Source organism: Marinomonas sp. ATLA20, assembly GCF_057180105.1.
The window spans coordinates 594,554-608,985 of record NZ_JBXUKU010000001.1 but is presented as its reverse complement, the minus strand read 5'-3'; the positions used below and the strand labels follow the sequence as shown (position 1 = coordinate 608,985).

The 14,432-nt window shown below is 45.0% G+C and carries 14 protein-coding genes; 9 read left to right on the top strand and 5 right to left on the bottom strand.

Annotation, left to right across the window (positions count from 1 at the left end):
- Together AC2A4J_RS02715 and AC2A4J_RS02710 are read left to right on the top strand one after the other, a co-directional pair.
- Positions 1–1,044: a carbohydrate ABC transporter permease gene (locus AC2A4J_RS02715; RefSeq protein ID WP_484174820.1), complete on the top strand. Its 1,044-nt coding sequence runs from the start codon at positions 1–3 to the stop codon at positions 1,042–1,044.
- Positions 1,045–1,047: 3 nt separating this feature from the next.
- A complete protein-coding gene (locus AC2A4J_RS02710; protein ID WP_484174819.1) occupies positions 1,048–2,070 on the top strand; it encodes a LacI family DNA-binding transcriptional regulator in 1,023 nt (340 codons plus the stop codon).
- Positions 2,071–2,133: 63 nt separating this feature from the next.
- On the opposite strand, the gene AC2A4J_RS02705 is transcribed toward AC2A4J_RS02710, so the two are convergent.
- Together AC2A4J_RS02705 and AC2A4J_RS02700 are read right to left on the bottom strand one after the other, a co-directional pair.
- Entirely contained in the window at positions 2,134–2,643 is a 510-nt protein-coding gene (locus tag AC2A4J_RS02705; protein ID WP_484174818.1) for an N-acetyltransferase family protein, read from the bottom strand.
- 204 nt (positions 2,644–2,847) lie between these two features.
- On the bottom strand, positions 2,848–3,717 hold the full coding sequence (locus tag AC2A4J_RS02700) for a DUF4394 domain-containing protein (protein WP_484174817.1): 870 nt from the start codon (positions 3,715–3,717) through the stop codon (positions 2,848–2,850).
- A gap of 283 nt (positions 3,718–4,000) precedes the next feature.
- Between AC2A4J_RS02700 and AC2A4J_RS02695 the strand changes: the two genes are divergently transcribed.
- Positions 4,001–4,243, top strand: a complete 243-nt coding sequence (locus tag AC2A4J_RS02695; RefSeq protein WP_484174816.1) for a type II toxin-antitoxin system ParD family antitoxin — start codon at positions 4,001–4,003, stop codon at positions 4,241–4,243.
- Positions 4,240–4,539, top strand: a complete 300-nt coding sequence (locus AC2A4J_RS02690) for a type II toxin-antitoxin system RelE/ParE family toxin (protein WP_484174815.1) — start codon at positions 4,240–4,242, stop codon at positions 4,537–4,539. The genes AC2A4J_RS02695 and AC2A4J_RS02690 overlap by 4 nt, the downstream gene beginning before the upstream one ends.
- 209 nt (positions 4,540–4,748) lie before the next feature.
- Here AC2A4J_RS02690 and AC2A4J_RS02685 read toward each other — a convergent pair whose 3' ends face one another.
- Entirely contained in the window at positions 4,749–5,600 is an 852-nt protein-coding gene (locus AC2A4J_RS02685; protein ID WP_484174814.1) for an FKBP-type peptidyl-prolyl cis-trans isomerase, read from the bottom strand.
- A 613-nt stretch (positions 5,601–6,213) separates the two neighbouring features.
- Positions 6,214–7,188: a helix-turn-helix domain-containing protein gene (locus AC2A4J_RS02680; RefSeq protein WP_484174813.1), complete on the bottom strand. Its 975-nt coding sequence runs from the start codon at positions 7,186–7,188 to the stop codon at positions 6,214–6,216.
- A gap of 227 nt (positions 7,189–7,415) precedes the next feature.
- On the opposite strand from AC2A4J_RS02680, the gene AC2A4J_RS02675 reads away from it, so the two are divergent.
- The 3 genes from AC2A4J_RS02675 to eat all read left to right on the top strand — a co-directional run bounded on the left by AC2A4J_RS02675 (position 7,416) and on the right by eat (position 11,202).
- Positions 7,416–8,837, top strand: coding sequence for an ethanolamine ammonia-lyase subunit EutB (locus tag AC2A4J_RS02675; RefSeq protein ID WP_484174812.1), 1,422 nt, complete (start codon positions 7,416–7,418; stop codon positions 8,835–8,837).
- Complete coding sequence (eutC, locus tag AC2A4J_RS02670) at positions 8,834–9,721, top strand: ethanolamine ammonia-lyase subunit EutC (protein ID WP_484174811.1); 888 nt, start codon at positions 8,834–8,836, stop codon at positions 9,719–9,721. The genes AC2A4J_RS02675 and eutC overlap by 4 nt, the downstream gene beginning before the upstream one ends.
- A gap of 74 nt (positions 9,722–9,795) precedes the next feature.
- Complete coding sequence (gene eat / locus AC2A4J_RS02665; RefSeq protein WP_484174810.1) at positions 9,796–11,202, top strand: ethanolamine permease; 1,407 nt, start codon at positions 9,796–9,798, stop codon at positions 11,200–11,202.
- A 115-nt stretch (positions 11,203–11,317) separates the two neighbouring features.
- On the opposite strand, the gene AC2A4J_RS02660 is transcribed toward eat, so the two are convergent.
- Positions 11,318–12,754 carry an NCS1 family nucleobase:cation symporter-1 gene (locus AC2A4J_RS02660; protein ID WP_255827707.1) on the bottom strand — a complete coding sequence of 479 codons (1,437 nt, stop codon included), beginning with the start codon at positions 12,752–12,754 and terminating at the stop codon, positions 11,318–11,320.
- Between the two features lie 263 nt (positions 12,755–13,017).
- Between AC2A4J_RS02660 and AC2A4J_RS02655 the strand changes: the two genes are divergently transcribed.
- Positions 13,018–13,683, top strand: a complete 666-nt coding sequence (locus tag AC2A4J_RS02655) for a GntR family transcriptional regulator (RefSeq protein WP_484174809.1) — start codon at positions 13,018–13,020, stop codon at positions 13,681–13,683.
- 7 nt (positions 13,684–13,690) lie between these two features.
- On the top strand, positions 13,691–14,422 hold the full coding sequence (locus AC2A4J_RS02650; protein WP_484174808.1) for an aspartate/glutamate racemase family protein: 732 nt from the start codon (positions 13,691–13,693) through the stop codon (positions 14,420–14,422).
- The last annotated feature ends 10 nt before the right edge of the window (positions 14,423–14,432 follow it).

The following is a 14,432-nucleotide window of genomic DNA, read 5'->3' as shown; positions in this document are numbered from 1 at the left end:
ATGCTTAAATTTTTAACCCGTACTCGTCATCACGGAAAAATGGACATTACCGATATTTTGTCTTGGCTTTGGCTAACACTAGGCACTGCGGTGATCGCCATTCCAATTGCTTGGGCTATGTTGTCCTCACTTAAAACCGAGGCGGAAGTAAACAGCTTTCCACCCAGCCTCATCCCACAATCGACAGTGAACACTCAGGTAGAAGGCTACGACAAAGACCTTTCTGTTTGGGAATGGGCTCAACCCAATGGCGAAACCAAACAAGTCGCCCTAGTGCGCCGCATTGGCATCAAAGCCACCGTCGTGGATATGGATAATCCGGAAAAAACCTTCCAAGTGCCTATTTCAGAAATCACCCAACTAAAAGACGTGCATTTTCAATGGCAGAACTATACGGACCCTCTAGAGCGTTTTGATTTTTTCACTTACATCAAAAATACGGTGTTCGTCACTGTAGTGGCGACAATATTGACACTACTGCTGAACTCTATGGCAGCGTTTGCTTTGTCAAAGTATAAATTTCGCGGCAAAAATGCGATCTTCATGTTGATTTTATCCACCTTAATGTTGCCGCTGTCTGTCATAATGGTGCCTGCCTTTATCGTCATTGTCGGCTTAAATCTCGCGGACAATTTATGGGGGGTAATTTTCGCCACGGTCGCCACACCAACCGGCGTCTTTATGCTAAGGCAATACATGCTGACCATTCCAGACGATTTGATCGAAGCCGCCCGAGTTGATGCCGCGTCAGAGTTTCGGATTTATTGGCGCATTGTATTACCTCTTTGCGCGCCAGCTTTGGCGGTATTAGCGATATTCTCTGTTATATGGCGATGGAATGATTTCCTCTGGCCATTGATCGTGCTATCAAGTCCAGAGAATTACACGCTACAAATTGGTTTAAATGCTTTCCAAGGACAATTTTCGGTAGAATGGCACTATATTCTCGCGATGACCGTTATTGCACTATTACCAGTGACCATCGTCTTTCTCGTTTTACAAAAATACATTACTGAGGGCGTAGCTGGCAGTGGAGTCAAATAAGCTATGAGTTTAAAGAAAATTTCAGAACAAAGCGGTGTCGCCATCAGTACGGTCAGTCACGTACTGAATGGCACCGCTAAAATATCTGATGACGTTCGCCAACGGGTGTTAAAAATAGCCAAAGACATTGGCTATTTGGACTCTCGTATTAAGCGCGCGCAGACACCAACATTGCGTAAAATCGCCCTGTTTGTAGATTCTGATCGCCTTAGGCAAACCGACGTCAATTTCGTCTCATGGACAATACTCGAAACACTACGCAAGGAATGCGAGCAAAAAGGGATCGAAATCGAACCCATTTTGATCGACGAAATAAAAGACGATTACAGCAAAATATCGGAACGCCTGACAAAGACGAAATGCGATGGCATTTTGGTGTACTTCGACGAAAACCAAAAGCTTCTAAATGAAGTCATCAATACGGCTTTGCCCTGTATTTTGCTCGCAGGGCAAGAACCCGGCATGCACATTGGCTCAGTCGGTATTGGCGACAGAAACGGCGCTCGTCTAGGTGTTGAGCATCTGATTGAACTGGGCCACAGAGACATAGGCATTGTCTCTTGGCCTGGGCGCTATACCATCCGACAACGACTTGATGGTTTTAAAGAAGCCATTAACGAACACCTCGAACTGGGCCTTGCAACCACTGAAATTCAACTGGACAGCTTCCAACCAGACATTGCTGAAAAAGGTATGACTAAATGGTTGGAACAGAACCCAGACCTAAATAAAGTGACAGCCTTCTTTTGTCTTGCCGACAACGTCGCTATCGGTGTCTTGAATGCCTTGCAGAAGAAAGGCATACAAGTGCCAAAGGATGTGTCTATTCTCGGCTTTGATGACGTATTTGCGGGCCAGATGATGAAACCTGCTCTATCAACCGTTCATACGCCGCTGCATCACATTGCCCGCTGCGCCTTGGAAGAGCTCGAACTTCTCACTCGTCGCACCAGCAAAAATGCACCAGCGCGAAGAGTAGAACTCGGCTGTCGTCTTATTGAAAGGCAATCGTGTAAAGCAGTGTAGAAAAACGATATGGAAAAGTCACTTTAAACAAAGCCCAGCTTCTACCAAGTTGGGCTTTGCTTTCTAATCACGCCCACCGATCTCTTTCTCGAACCATTCCACATCCCAGTATTGACCAAATTTTCGGCCTACTTCGAGGTAAACACCCACAGATTCAAAGCCGAATTTTTCATGGATAATTTGTGAGGCTTCGTTGGGTAAGGTGATGCCCGCGTAGGCGCGGTGCACGTCTTCTGTTTCCAGTTGCTCAAACAGCTCAAGATACAGAGCGGTTCCTAGACCTCGACCTTTGGTGTTTGGCTTTAGATAAATACTGACTTCCACCGACGTTTCATAAGCGCGTTTTGGTTTGAATTGACCGCTACAAGCATAACCAAGAATGTCACCGTCTTGTTCCGCCACCAATAAGCGGTGCCGACCTGTGGGCGCAAACTGCGAAAACCAAACAGCTCGACCTTCTAACGTGTAAGGCTCTATGTCAAAGGTCGTCGACGTATTCACAATGTAGTGATTATAAAGGTCTGTGAGTGCAGGTAAATCATCAATGATGGCAGGGCGAATTTGAACACTCATGTTATCTCCCAATGATAATTATCTAAAGCTGAAGCGATGCTCTATTTTTACCACGCTTCACATTACTCTAATAGACAATTTGCATCGGCACAGCGACTAATGAGGGAATGATGAGCTAATTAGGGGCTGATGAAGAATACGGAGATATTTCAGCAGCCCCTAGCTATTATTGAACGACTGCGGGTGTAAAAACACCCTTTGTCATTATTTTGCGCCAGAGACAGCAAAGCCGCTAAAGCCACCCATTGGCAGATCAGCCATTAATGTTGCCGCGCCTGTCATGAGGTTCATAGAGTAAAGACCGGCTTTTGATGCACCTTCAAGCTGCAATACAGCGTAAGCGGCGTCAGAACCTTCTTTAGCAGAAACAATATCGAAGCCACCCATTGATGATACGTCTACGGCCTTGCCATTGATGGTGATCTTAGCGACGGTTTTTAATTCGCCAGCATTATTAGCAAGGCTGACCAAGGAATCTGTTTTACTGTCTAACGCAAACTGGAAAGTGCTCGACGCTTTTGCACCGGCAATGGCGTTCGTGTAAGCATTGGCAAAAATTTCAGGCGTCATGCCTTCGTTGCTGTCGCCTTTTGCATAGAATGTTGAGGTGAATTTTAATACTGAATTGGCACGCTTATCTTCTTTACCAAAACCAACTGGGAAATACACCAAGTTGGTACCGTCAGACCCCACCATACGTACAGCATCGATTTTATTATTAAAATCCATCGCGGTTGCTGAAGCACCCTTTGAAATCATGGCACCTTTTGTAAAGCTAGCACCAAGATCGGTTAACTTACCTGTCTTAGTATCAACAGAATAGACAGTGCCATTGGAATAGCCCAACAACTCGCCAGTAACTGGGCGATAAGCCACGGCATCAAGCTTACTACTTAGCTTAAAAGTGTCCATTTTAGCAGGAGACGCGATAGACCCCATTGTGATCAAGGTCGTTCCATTATTGGCAAGCGCGTATCCAGCTATATGGCTATCTTGGTCTGATGTTCCATAAAAGCCAGTTGAACAAGCAGAAACAGCGAAAGCAGTCGTAGCGGCAATAATCGTCTTTTTCATCATAATCATCCTATATGAGTTGTATTAGTAAACTGGGTGTCACCCAGTTGGGTGGCTCATACAGAGATACTCATCTTTTTAAAAAAGGTTTCAGATAAATGATAATTTTTTAAAAATAATTTTCGGGGCGATGGAAAGACAGGGGGAATGAAGGGAGGTGATCAGAGAAACGCCATAAACGGCCACCCATAAAGAACCGGCTTAAGTTGTTTGTCACCCTACACTTGCGATAAAACCAACTAAGTACCATAATTAGGTATTATTAGGTATTAAGGAGATCGCAATGGCGAAAAATACTAGCATTACGCTTGGTGAACATTTTGATAGCTTTATCAGTAGTCAGGTCCAAAGTGGACGCTATGGTTCAGCAAGTGAAGTGATTCGTTCCGCTTTACGTTTACTTGAAACACAAGAAACGAAAATGAACACCTTACGACAGCTGCTCGTTGAAGGTGAAGAAAGTGGTTTGGCAGATTATGACCTCGATTCATTGATCAATGAACTCGATAACGAAGAGAAAAAATGAAACCATTCCAACTTACCATCAAGGCAAAATCCGATTTAAAAGATATTGCCGTATTTACCTCCCGTCGGTGGGGGCGAGAGCAACGAAATATTTATCTAAAACAATTCGATGAGTCATTTTGGCTATTAGCTGAAAACCCTGACATTGGCAAAGCGTGTGATGAAATCAGAGATGGCTACCGAAAGTTCCCGCAAGGAAGCCATGTTATTTTTTATCAACAAATTGGTAGTCAGAATATTAAAATTATCAGGATCTTACATAAGAGTATGGATGTGAATCCAATGTTTGGGGCATAAAGCCGCGCTCTGCGGAAAATGAGAAGCGCAGCGAGTAATTTATAGGAATGCTAGTTAATTTTCATCTGACCCTAATTGTTCTAATTGTTCTAATTGTTTGTAATTGTTTGCTCATTCCTACACCGACTTTATATAATTCTATAACTTCATTTTTTTGTATTTATTTAATGACATCATTCGTCAGTTCCGTTGAGAAGCCATAAAAATGATTATTGCACGTATCTTTCTATTTGATTAATCAAGATTGTAAAGACAGCTTTTTTGCCTTGTAGGTTCAGAGCAGGGTAGTCGCCGGGGAAACTGACCTCGATATCAAATACATCTCCAACTTTTTTACCGATTAACCCATCTTCAAAACCTGGCAACATTTTTCCTTCACCTATAACGAGTTGATGGTTCTTGGCCGAACCGCCATCAAAAGGAATACTATTAATTTTTCCTAAGAAATCTATATTCACTCTATCTCCATTGCAAATCAGGTCATTTGTTTCCAGATATTTGGGGGATTGCACTTCCTGCTGGGGAGGTGGAGTTTCAGCAGTAGGGTTAGTTATACTCGGGTTTCGCTTTGTTCTCTCAATATTGAAAAGGCGATAGGTCATATCCACGCAATGGTTAGCCCTTATGTTCTTTGTCGCTTTCTCCTGCGATGAAACCCAAATAGGCTCATAATTGTCATGTTCATCAGAAGGGTTAACTAGTGTGCACTGCCCCTTATGGTTGCTTGTAAGAACACCAATATATTCGCCTGTCAAAGAGGTTACGGTACCATCTTGATGGCTCGCAACCACTTCGTAACTCGAGTTTATAAGACAGTTACCTAGAACCCACCCACATTTGATGCCATTAACATTTATTATTTGCAATTCGTGCTTAGAAATTTGGTGAGCAACAGTCGCTTTTTTCCATTGGCCGCTGAAATCTCTGAATGGAATTGACGGTATACTTCCAATGTTTACAGCGGTATTGGCGCCCATCACTTGAACGTTATCTAAATGGAACGTTCCAAATGTGAGTTGACCAGCTTTATTAACTGTTACTTGGTTTCCTAAATAGTTCATGTTAATTCGCTCAACATGAACTGGCTTATCTCCCTCAATGTTGAGAGTTAACCCGATCATTCCTTTTTGAGGGCGAATTTCAATTCGTGTCCCTTCTCCCCATACGTCATGTGTGCCTAAAACGCTTGTGAACTGATTTCTGTTAATGCTGGCAATGTATTGCCCCGCATTATCGTAAAATACAGCGCTAACTAAAAAAGGTTCATCTACTTTTTCGGGAGGTTCTAGCCATATTAGAGGTTTTCCATGAATTGCTAGGATGATTTCAACATCGTTAAATAGATTGTTACCGACTTTAAAGGTTGGTATTACTGAAGGGTCAATTTCTTCTCTTGTAGAGTATTAGGGTCAGATGAAAATATAGCTTGATTTGCTTTTTTCATGGTAGGACTTCCCTGTTATATAACTCGCCAAATATCAAAGCTTATTTCGGCGACGCCGCTTCAGATGGTCTTTGATCGCCGCTATGTTGGTTCTTTGTTTGCTCTTTTGTAGCGTGATTTCACCCGTGAGGCAAGCAATTCACTCAGACCTTATGACCTGATGCATTTTATACACTGATATCACCAAGCTTGTGTGGGTGTCTTATTAGTCCTAGTTTTTTACTTTGCACTCAACCACTCAACCCCGTAAGTGTTTTTGAAGGCGTTTCCCCAAAGAGTTGTTTGTAGTCTTTGGCAAATTGGCTTAAGTGCCAAAATCCCCATTGGGCGGCGATGTCGCTGACGGCTTGACCGTGTTGGGCTTGAACCAGCGAACGGCGCACGCCGTTTAGTCGGCTAATGCGTAGGTATTGAATCGGGCTGACGCCGAGGATACTTTCAAAGCTGTATTGCAAGGTTCGACGGCTAACGTTGGTTATTTCACACAATTGCGTCACGGTAACGGGTTCATCAAGGTGATGATCTAAAAACTGGCGGGCGCAATCGACGACTTTTTTACGGTGATAATAGCTTTGTGTTTTAGCGGGTTGTGGCGTTTCTACTTTGAGCACTTCGAGCAACGCCATCATCACAATGTCTTGCTGCAAGCGCGGCGGTGTTCTGCTTTCTGCACTGAGTAATCGCGCGAGTAAGAAGCGCACTTCTTCTAAGGTTTTATCTGGCACGCCAAGGCGACCATGTTCGGTGAGTTCTGTCCAATTTAGATCGACACCATGGATCAACGCCATCTTCATTAGCTTGGACTGATCTACCACTAGACCATATAAATCGTAATCTTGGGGTGTGGAGAGCTGAAAGTCACAATCTCCTGGACGGCACATAATATTATTGGGATTAATGGTTAAGCCGTTGATGCGACTCTCTTCTTGATCGGCAAGAGGAATCCCCAGCCAAACAGAGTCCGGCCAAACGACGCATTTTTGCTGCAATGACTGACTGGTGTGCTCACAAAACACCTGCAAGCCATCAAAAGGCAACTCGACAATACGGCCGTAAAAACTTCCACGGCTGGTTTGATCATACTCTTGCTGCCAGTTAGTCAAATTACTCGCATGCAAATCGGCATCGTGAGCTTCCGACAATCTAACTTTCGATATGCGAGGGGAAAAGCCCTCTTTTGGTGCGTTTTTGAGGTTTAACGACATATCTTCATCCCGCTATATATCGATTTTTATTAAATGCTTATTTAATAAAAATCTAACCCATTGAAATATATAGACATTAATAATTTTGCCATTATTCGATAACGTCGGTTTATGGATTTCCGTAATGTTAACTAACGTTATATATGTTCAAGCTATGCAAAATTTACACCCTTTTATTGTTTGCTTTTTTGAACCAACACCATGTCAGTAAAGCGCGTGAGATAATTATGAGCAAGCCAAATTCGACTTTTCAGTTTAAGAACACAGTAGGCGAACGCACCTTCGGCTTTGTCGATCTTGCGGACTTAATGGCGAAGGCCACGCCGGCACGATCAGGTGATCGCTTAGCCGGTGTTGCAGCTGAAAGCGCCGAAGAACGCGCCATCGCACAAATGACGCTTGCCGATGTTCCACTGAGCCTTTTCCTAGAACAAGCCCTCGTTCCCTATGAAGAAGATGAAATTACCCGACTAATATTAGACGATCATGACAAAAGCGCTTTTTCTGCTATTTCTCATCTGACCGTGGGTGGCTTTCGTGATTGGTTGTTAAGCGACCTTGCCTCCAGCGAAATGCTGATTCAGATCCGCCCCGGTGTGACGCCAGAAATGGCCGCGGCGGTCAGTAAAATTATGCGCAATCAGGATTTGATTCTGGTCGCAAAAAAATGCCATGTAAAAACCGCGTTTCGTAACACTATTGGCTTACCAGGACATTTATCGACGCGGTTACAACCGAACCATCCAACGGACGATTTAACTGGCATCGCCGCCAGCATGTTAGACGGTTTGCTCTACGCCAATGGCGACGCTGTGATTGGTATTAACCCTGCTACCGACAACGTGCAGCAAGCCACGCGCTTGATCAAGATGATGGACGAAGTCATCCAGCATTATGAAATCCCGACTCAATCTTGCGTTTTAACTCACGTTACCAACACCATTGAATGCATCGAGCAAGGTGCGCCAGTAGATTTGGTTTTCCAATCGATAGGCGGAACCCAAGCCACCAACGACAGTTTTGGTTTTAACTTAGCGAATCTGGCTGAGGCCCAAGATGCCGCCTTGTCGCTGAATCGCGGCACGGTTGGCAATAACGTCATGTACTTTGAAACAGGCCAAGGCAGCGCTTTATCAGCCAACGCCAATCACGGCTTGGATCAGCAAACCTGCGAAGCTCGCGCATACGCAGTAGCGCGTAAATTCAACCCATTGCTGGTTAACACCGTGGTCGGTTTTATCGGCCCTGAATATTTGTACGATGGCAAAGAAATTACCCGTGCGGGTTTGGAAGACCATTTCTGCGGCAAGTTGCTTGGCTTACCCATGGGTTGCGACGTGTGTTACACCAACCACGCCGAAGCCGACCAAAACGACATGGATAATTTACTGACACTTTTAGGTGTCGCTGGTTGCACTTTTGTTATGGGCATCCCAGGTTCCGACGACATCATGTTGAACTACCAGACCACCTCGTTCCATGATGCACTATATGCTCGAAAGGTATTAGGATTGAAGCCTTCACCAGAATTTGATCTTTGGTTAGCCAAGATGGAAATCTTTAAAAACAACGAACAGTTCACCCTCAACCACCAACTACCAGATGCGTTTCATAAGTCACTCAATCGTATGATTGGAGGTCGCTCATGAGCCAAGATACCCCTAAATCTAATAAGTCTTTTCCGCCTCATCCGTATGCTTCTGTTATTACTGGAAAAGAAGAGCCTGTCACCGAAAACGCGTGGAGCAAGCTTAATGCTTTTACCGATGCGCGGGTTGGATTGGGCCGCTCCGGTATCAGCGTACCAACCAAGCATTTATTAGCGTTTCAACTTGCCCACGCTCAGGCCATTGATGCCGTTCACACTCAACTTGATAGCGAGGCCTTATCAAAAGCACTCATGGAGCAAGACTGGGCGAAAGATTGGACGAAAAACTGTGCCCCCCTAATGCTGCACAGTCGCGCGACGGATCGCGCAACCTATCTACAGCGTCCAGATTATGGCCGCAGGCTAGACGAAGAATCTGCCAATAAACTAGACAAGCATCGAGCTTCCACAACGCAAAATTATGACCTTGCCATTGTGGTGGTGGATGGTTTGTCATCACTGGCAATAGAGCAAAACACGCTGCCTTTTCTGCAAGCGCTTGCTAGCCATATAAACGATTGGAAGCTAGCGCCTATCTGTTTTGTAAAACAAGGCCGAGTGGCCATTGGCGATGATATTTGCGAAAGACTAAACGCCAAGTGCGTTTTGGTGTTAATAGGCGAACGCCCGGGGCTGAGCTCGCCTGATAGCTTAGGTTTGTACCTAACTTGGGGTGGCAAAGTCGGCTTTACCGACGCCTACCGTAACTGCATATCTAATGTTCGACCTGCTGGCTTGGTTTACCAAGAAGCGGCGCGCAAAGCCTTTTATTTATTAAACGAAGCACGAGCCCTGAAGCTGTCTGGCGTCAAACTCAAAGACAGATCAGACGATGATTTAATTATGGATACCAGCAAGGAGTCAAAGAACTTCCTCATCTCTTAAGGACAAGAAATACATAAGCCCATCGGGCAAAAATGACGGTTATACCACTTAACTAGAGCATAAAAGGAACGACAATGAGTGATCAATTAGATAAAGAATACCTGGCAAAACGCCAGTTAAAAAGGGGCTCCGCTGGCTGGATTTTGCTAGCGGGTTTAGGGGTGTCTTACGTAATTTCAGGCGATTTCGCAGGCTGGAACTTTGGTATCGCCGAAGCGGGCTGGGGTGGCTTTGCCATTGCAGCAGGGTTAATGGCCGTGATGTATCTGACGCTGGTATTATCCTTAGCAGAAATGTCCGCAGCGATTCCAGCGGCTGGCGGCGGTTATAGCTTTGCTCGCCAAGCTATGGGACCAACAGGCGGCTATTTAACAGGATTAGCGGTTTTAATCGAGTACGCTTTGGCCCCTGCGGCCATTGTCATTTTCATCGGCTCTGCGGTGGAAGCCCTCCTAGGATTTAATGGGCCTTGGGTTTATGCGGCGTTTTATCTTGTTTTTATTGCCATCCACTTGGCTGGGGTTGGTGAAGCACTAAAAGTCATGATGGTCATCAGTGGCTTGGCGGTTATCGCCATCTTAGCAACGGCGGTGGCCTTGATTGGTGATTTTGATACAAGCCGTTTATTCGATGTTGCCGTAACCGATGCCGCTGGCGCGTCTGAGTTTATGCCAATGGGTTGGTATGGCGTTTGGGCTGCATTGCCATTTGGCATGTGGTTATTCTTGGCTGTTGAAGGCGTTCCTCTTGCAGCAGAAGAAGCCAAAGACCCAGCGAAAGATGTGCCTAAGGGCATTATCGGCGCGATGATTTTCTTACTTTTCACTGCACTTTTAGTGGTGTTTTTATTGGCGGGCGCAGCAGGTGCAGACGCCATGAGTAAGAGTGCCGTGCCTTTAGTGGATGCCTTGAACTTTGCAGGTCACGGAACCTTGGCAACCGCGGTTAACGTATTGGGGCTTGCTGGCTTGATCGCCTCTTTCTTCTCCATCATCTACGGTTACAGCCGTTTGGTATTCGCTTTGTCTCGCGCCGGTTACCTTCCTAAGAGCTTGTCTGTTACCGATAAACGCAAAGTGCCTTCTCGCGCTTTGATCGTACCTGGTATTTTGGGCTTTCTTGCTTCTTTAACTGGCGAAGGCGACCTGATGTTAGCCATGGCCGTTGTTGGCGCGACTGTGTCATATGCCTTGATGGCGTTAAGCCATATCTTATTGCGCATCAAGCAACCAAACATGGAACGCCCATATAAAACACCTGGCGGTATCGTTACCTCATCTATCGCTTTTGTGTTGTCTCTATTGGCTTTGACGGGTGTTTACGCTTACGATCCACGCGCGTTTTTCTACACGCTGGTATTGTTCGCCATCGGCGCCGCTTACTACTTCTTGTACAGCAAAAACCGCCTAGTGGCGAAAACACCAGAAGAAGAATTCGACATGCTAGCTGCTGCTGAAGCAGACCTTGCAGCTACGGTTTAATGTTTCCTAGATGTCATAACTGATAACTTAAGCGCATTATTTATGCGCACGAAAAAGCCCCCGCATTGAAAAATGCGGGGGCTTTGTTTTGGACTAGTTTACGACTTAAAGCGAATTACGATTTAGCAAGGTTCATACTTTGCAAAGCAAGACGCTCTGGCTCCATCATGTAACGATAAGACAAGGCCGCCACGATACCACCAATAAAGATAGCGTAGTTTGCTAAGGCGCTAAATACGAAGGTCGCTAAGATAGAAACCGCGCCCGCAATAACCAAGGCATAAACACTCTTCTTATTCACCCCATTTTCATACCAATAAGCGCCTTTTGGTGACTCTGTATACAAGGCAGCTATATCGATGTTGCCTTTTTTGATAAAGAAGTAATCCACAATAATAATGCCGTACAAAGGCCCAATCATCGCGCCCAATACATCCACTGTGTAATGAATCACTTCTGGGTTATTGAACAGGTTCCAAGGCGTTAGCAAAACAGAACCAAATGCGGCAATAAAACCACCCGCTTTAAAGCTGATTTTCTGTGGAGAAACATTCGAAAAATCAAACGCTGGCGCAACAAAGTTCGCCACGATATTGATACCCACTGTCGCAAAGATAAACGTCAATGCACCCAGTACCGTGATAAAACCAGAATCAAGACGTTTCACGGTTTCCACTGGATCGGTGATCATCTGACCAAACACAGGAATCGAAGCCGAAACAATCACCACACTGAACAAAGAGAACAACACAAAGTTAAACGGTAAACCCAACAGGTTACCCAATTTTAATTTTTTATAACTGCCGCAATAACGAGAGAAGTCACTAAAGTTAAGTGTTGGCCCTGCGAAATAACCCGCGACCAAGGCAATCGCAATAAACATCTGCGCATACACATCTAGGCCCGTCAGGTTATTTGAGCTTAGATTGAAACTGATGTTTTCCCAACCCGCTAGATTTATCATATAAATACATAACGCAAACATAGCGATGTAAATAGCAGGGCCAGACCAATCGATCACTTTACGAATCATGTCCATACCAAACATAAACACAATGCCTTGCACGACCCACATAGCAGAGAAGCCAATCCAGCCTAGGTAAGACAGACCGATGAAAGATTCGTCCGCAAGCGATGCCATTTCAGGAAAGAAGTACAGCAACAAGATAATAAAGGAACTGGATGCCAGAAAGGTTTGAATACCGTACCAGACAACCGCGATCAAGCCTCGAATAATGGCCGGAATATTCGCACCGAACACCCCGAAAGACATACGAGCAACAACAGGAAATGGCACACCTGCTTTTTGTCCCGGCTTACCCATCAGATTGGCAAACACCAATACAATGGAAATCCCCAATAACAGACTGATAAATACCTGAATACCATTTAACCCTAACGCAAACAAACTGGCGGCAAACACATAACCACCCACACTGTGCACATCGGACATCCAAAAAGCGAAAATGCTATACCATCCCCACTTTTGATCTTTCTCCGGCAGTAGATCGCTATTCGCTAATCTAGGGCTTTGCTCAAATTCTTGTTTCATGGCCTTGTTCCTTTTTAATTGTATACAATGACAAATACAATTTACGTGCCAAAAACAGAAACCCAAGAATTTAGGAAAAACCACAATTTACAGACATAAAAACGTCTTATAACGCACTAATCCGAGTCAAAAACAAAATAAACACACTATTTCTGTGCAACATGATTGGACTTTTATTTGAGATGTACCTGACGAGTTGTCGTGCTATATTATTTCATCAACAATATTTACCAATAGATTGTATACAGTTAATAGAGAGCAACATGTCCAATGACGAGAACATCTACCGACAAATGTTAAAAGCGATTGTCGAACACCAACTGCCACCAGGTGCGCGCTTACCAGAAGACCGTCTATCAGAGGCCTTTGGCGTAAGCAGAACCGGCATTCGCAAAGTATTACAGCGGCTCGCCTTAGAACATTTTGTGCTGATCGAGAAAAACAAAGGCGCACAAGTAAATCACCCAAGCAAAGCAGAGGCATTAGAAGTACTAGACAGTCGAATATTAATCGAGCCACAACTCATCCCGGCTTTACTATCGCACTGGAATTCGGCGCAGTCTCAACGCTTTCGCACTATGGCGATAGAAGAAAAACACGCAGAAGAAAGTAATCAACTTGCTGACTCTATTCAGTTAACCGCTCGCTTTCATTATGAATTGGCCACATTATCAGGCAACAAAGTGCTCGCCAGCTTTATCGAACAGCTTTGTTATCGATCTTCTTTAATACTGGCTGCTTACGGCACACGCGGCAGTGTTGGTTGCGACTGCGGAGAACACTCGGAGCTACTGGATCTTCTTGATCAAGGAAACACAGACAAGGCGCAAAACTGGATGAGCCACCATCTAAAACACATCAAATCCTCACTCATTCTCGAAAGCAAACCTGAAGAGAGCATCGATTTCCAACAACTTTTTGGCCGCTAGGAGCACCATGCGAATCCAACTAATTAACCCAAACACCAGCGCCGACATGACTCACGCTATGGCCTTAAGTGCACAAACGGTTGCGCTAGATAACACCCAGATTATTGCCTGCACACCAGAACATGGTCCCAAAAGCATCGAATGTGCTTTTGATGAAGTCATCGCCAGCGCGGCTCTTCTCGATCTTATCGAACAAGGTAAACAACAAGGTGTCGACGCTCATATTATCGCCTGCTTTGGCGATCCAGCTCTAGATGCAGCGCGCGAATTAGCTGACGCACCTGTCATCGGCATTGCTGAAGCGGGCTTTCACATGGCCAGCCTGATTGCCCATCGTTTTGGTGTTGTGACCACGCTATCTCGCACTTTACCAGCGAGTGAGCATTTACTACAAAAGTATGGTCATAAGCATCATTGTAGCGGAGTAAGAGCCACCGACATCCCTGTTTTGGCATTAGAAAATATCGATCCTGAAGCCTATCAACTTCTGAAAACGGAATGTTTAGCGGCTATCGAACAAGATGGCGCCGATGCCATTGTGCTAGGTTGTGCTGGCATGTCTAACTTAGTTGAAAAGCTGTCTGCGGAATTGCCTGTTCCTATCATTGATGGCGTTGTCGCCGCGGTAAAACTGGCAGAATCATTGCATCAGTTAGGGCTACAAACCTCTAAAAAAGGTCAATACGGACAGCGTGTTAGCAAAGCTTTTACTGGGAGCTATGCCCACTGGAGTTTATAACCGCTACTAA

What these genes read in the sequence shown, in the direction of transcription:
- AC2A4J_RS02695 (WP_484174816.1), top strand. Translation starts at nt 4,001, where the DNA reads ATGGCGAAAAATACTAGCATTACGCTTGGTGAACATTTTGATAGCTTT.
- eutC (WP_484174811.1), top strand. Translation starts at nt 8,834, where the DNA reads ATGAGCCAAGATACCCCTAAATCTAATAAGTCTTTTCCGCCTCATCCG.
- AC2A4J_RS02715 (WP_484174820.1), top strand. Translation starts at nt 1, where the DNA reads ATGCTTAAATTTTTAACCCGTACTCGTCATCACGGAAAAATGGACATT.
- AC2A4J_RS02650 (WP_484174808.1), top strand. Translation starts at nt 13,691, where the DNA reads ATGCGAATCCAACTAATTAACCCAAACACCAGCGCCGACATGACTCAC.
- AC2A4J_RS02675 (WP_484174812.1), top strand. Translation starts at nt 7,416, where the DNA reads ATGAGCAAGCCAAATTCGACTTTTCAGTTTAAGAACACAGTAGGCGAA.
- AC2A4J_RS02690 (WP_484174815.1), top strand. Translation starts at nt 4,240, where the DNA reads ATGAAACCATTCCAACTTACCATCAAGGCAAAATCCGATTTAAAAGAT.
- AC2A4J_RS02705 (WP_484174818.1), bottom strand. Translation starts at nt 2,643, where the DNA reads ATGAGTGTTCAAATTCGCCCTGCCATCATTGATGATTTACCTGCACTC.
- AC2A4J_RS02685 (WP_484174814.1), bottom strand. Translation starts at nt 5,600, where the DNA reads ATGAACTATTTAGGAAACCAAGTAACAGTTAATAAAGCTGGTCAACTC.
- AC2A4J_RS02700 (WP_484174817.1), bottom strand. Translation starts at nt 3,717, where the DNA reads ATGAAAAAGACGATTATTGCCGCTACGACTGCTTTCGCTGTTTCTGCT.
- AC2A4J_RS02680 (WP_484174813.1), bottom strand. Translation starts at nt 7,188, where the DNA reads ATGTCGTTAAACCTCAAAAACGCACCAAAAGAGGGCTTTTCCCCTCGC.
- AC2A4J_RS02710 (WP_484174819.1), top strand. Translation starts at nt 1,048, where the DNA reads ATGAGTTTAAAGAAAATTTCAGAACAAAGCGGTGTCGCCATCAGTACG.
- eat (WP_484174810.1), top strand. Translation starts at nt 9,796, where the DNA reads ATGAGTGATCAATTAGATAAAGAATACCTGGCAAAACGCCAGTTAAAA.
- AC2A4J_RS02660 (WP_255827707.1), bottom strand. Translation starts at nt 12,754, where the DNA reads ATGAAACAAGAATTTGAGCAAAGCCCTAGATTAGCGAATAGCGATCTA.
- AC2A4J_RS02655 (WP_484174809.1), top strand. Translation starts at nt 13,018, where the DNA reads ATGTCCAATGACGAGAACATCTACCGACAAATGTTAAAAGCGATTGTC.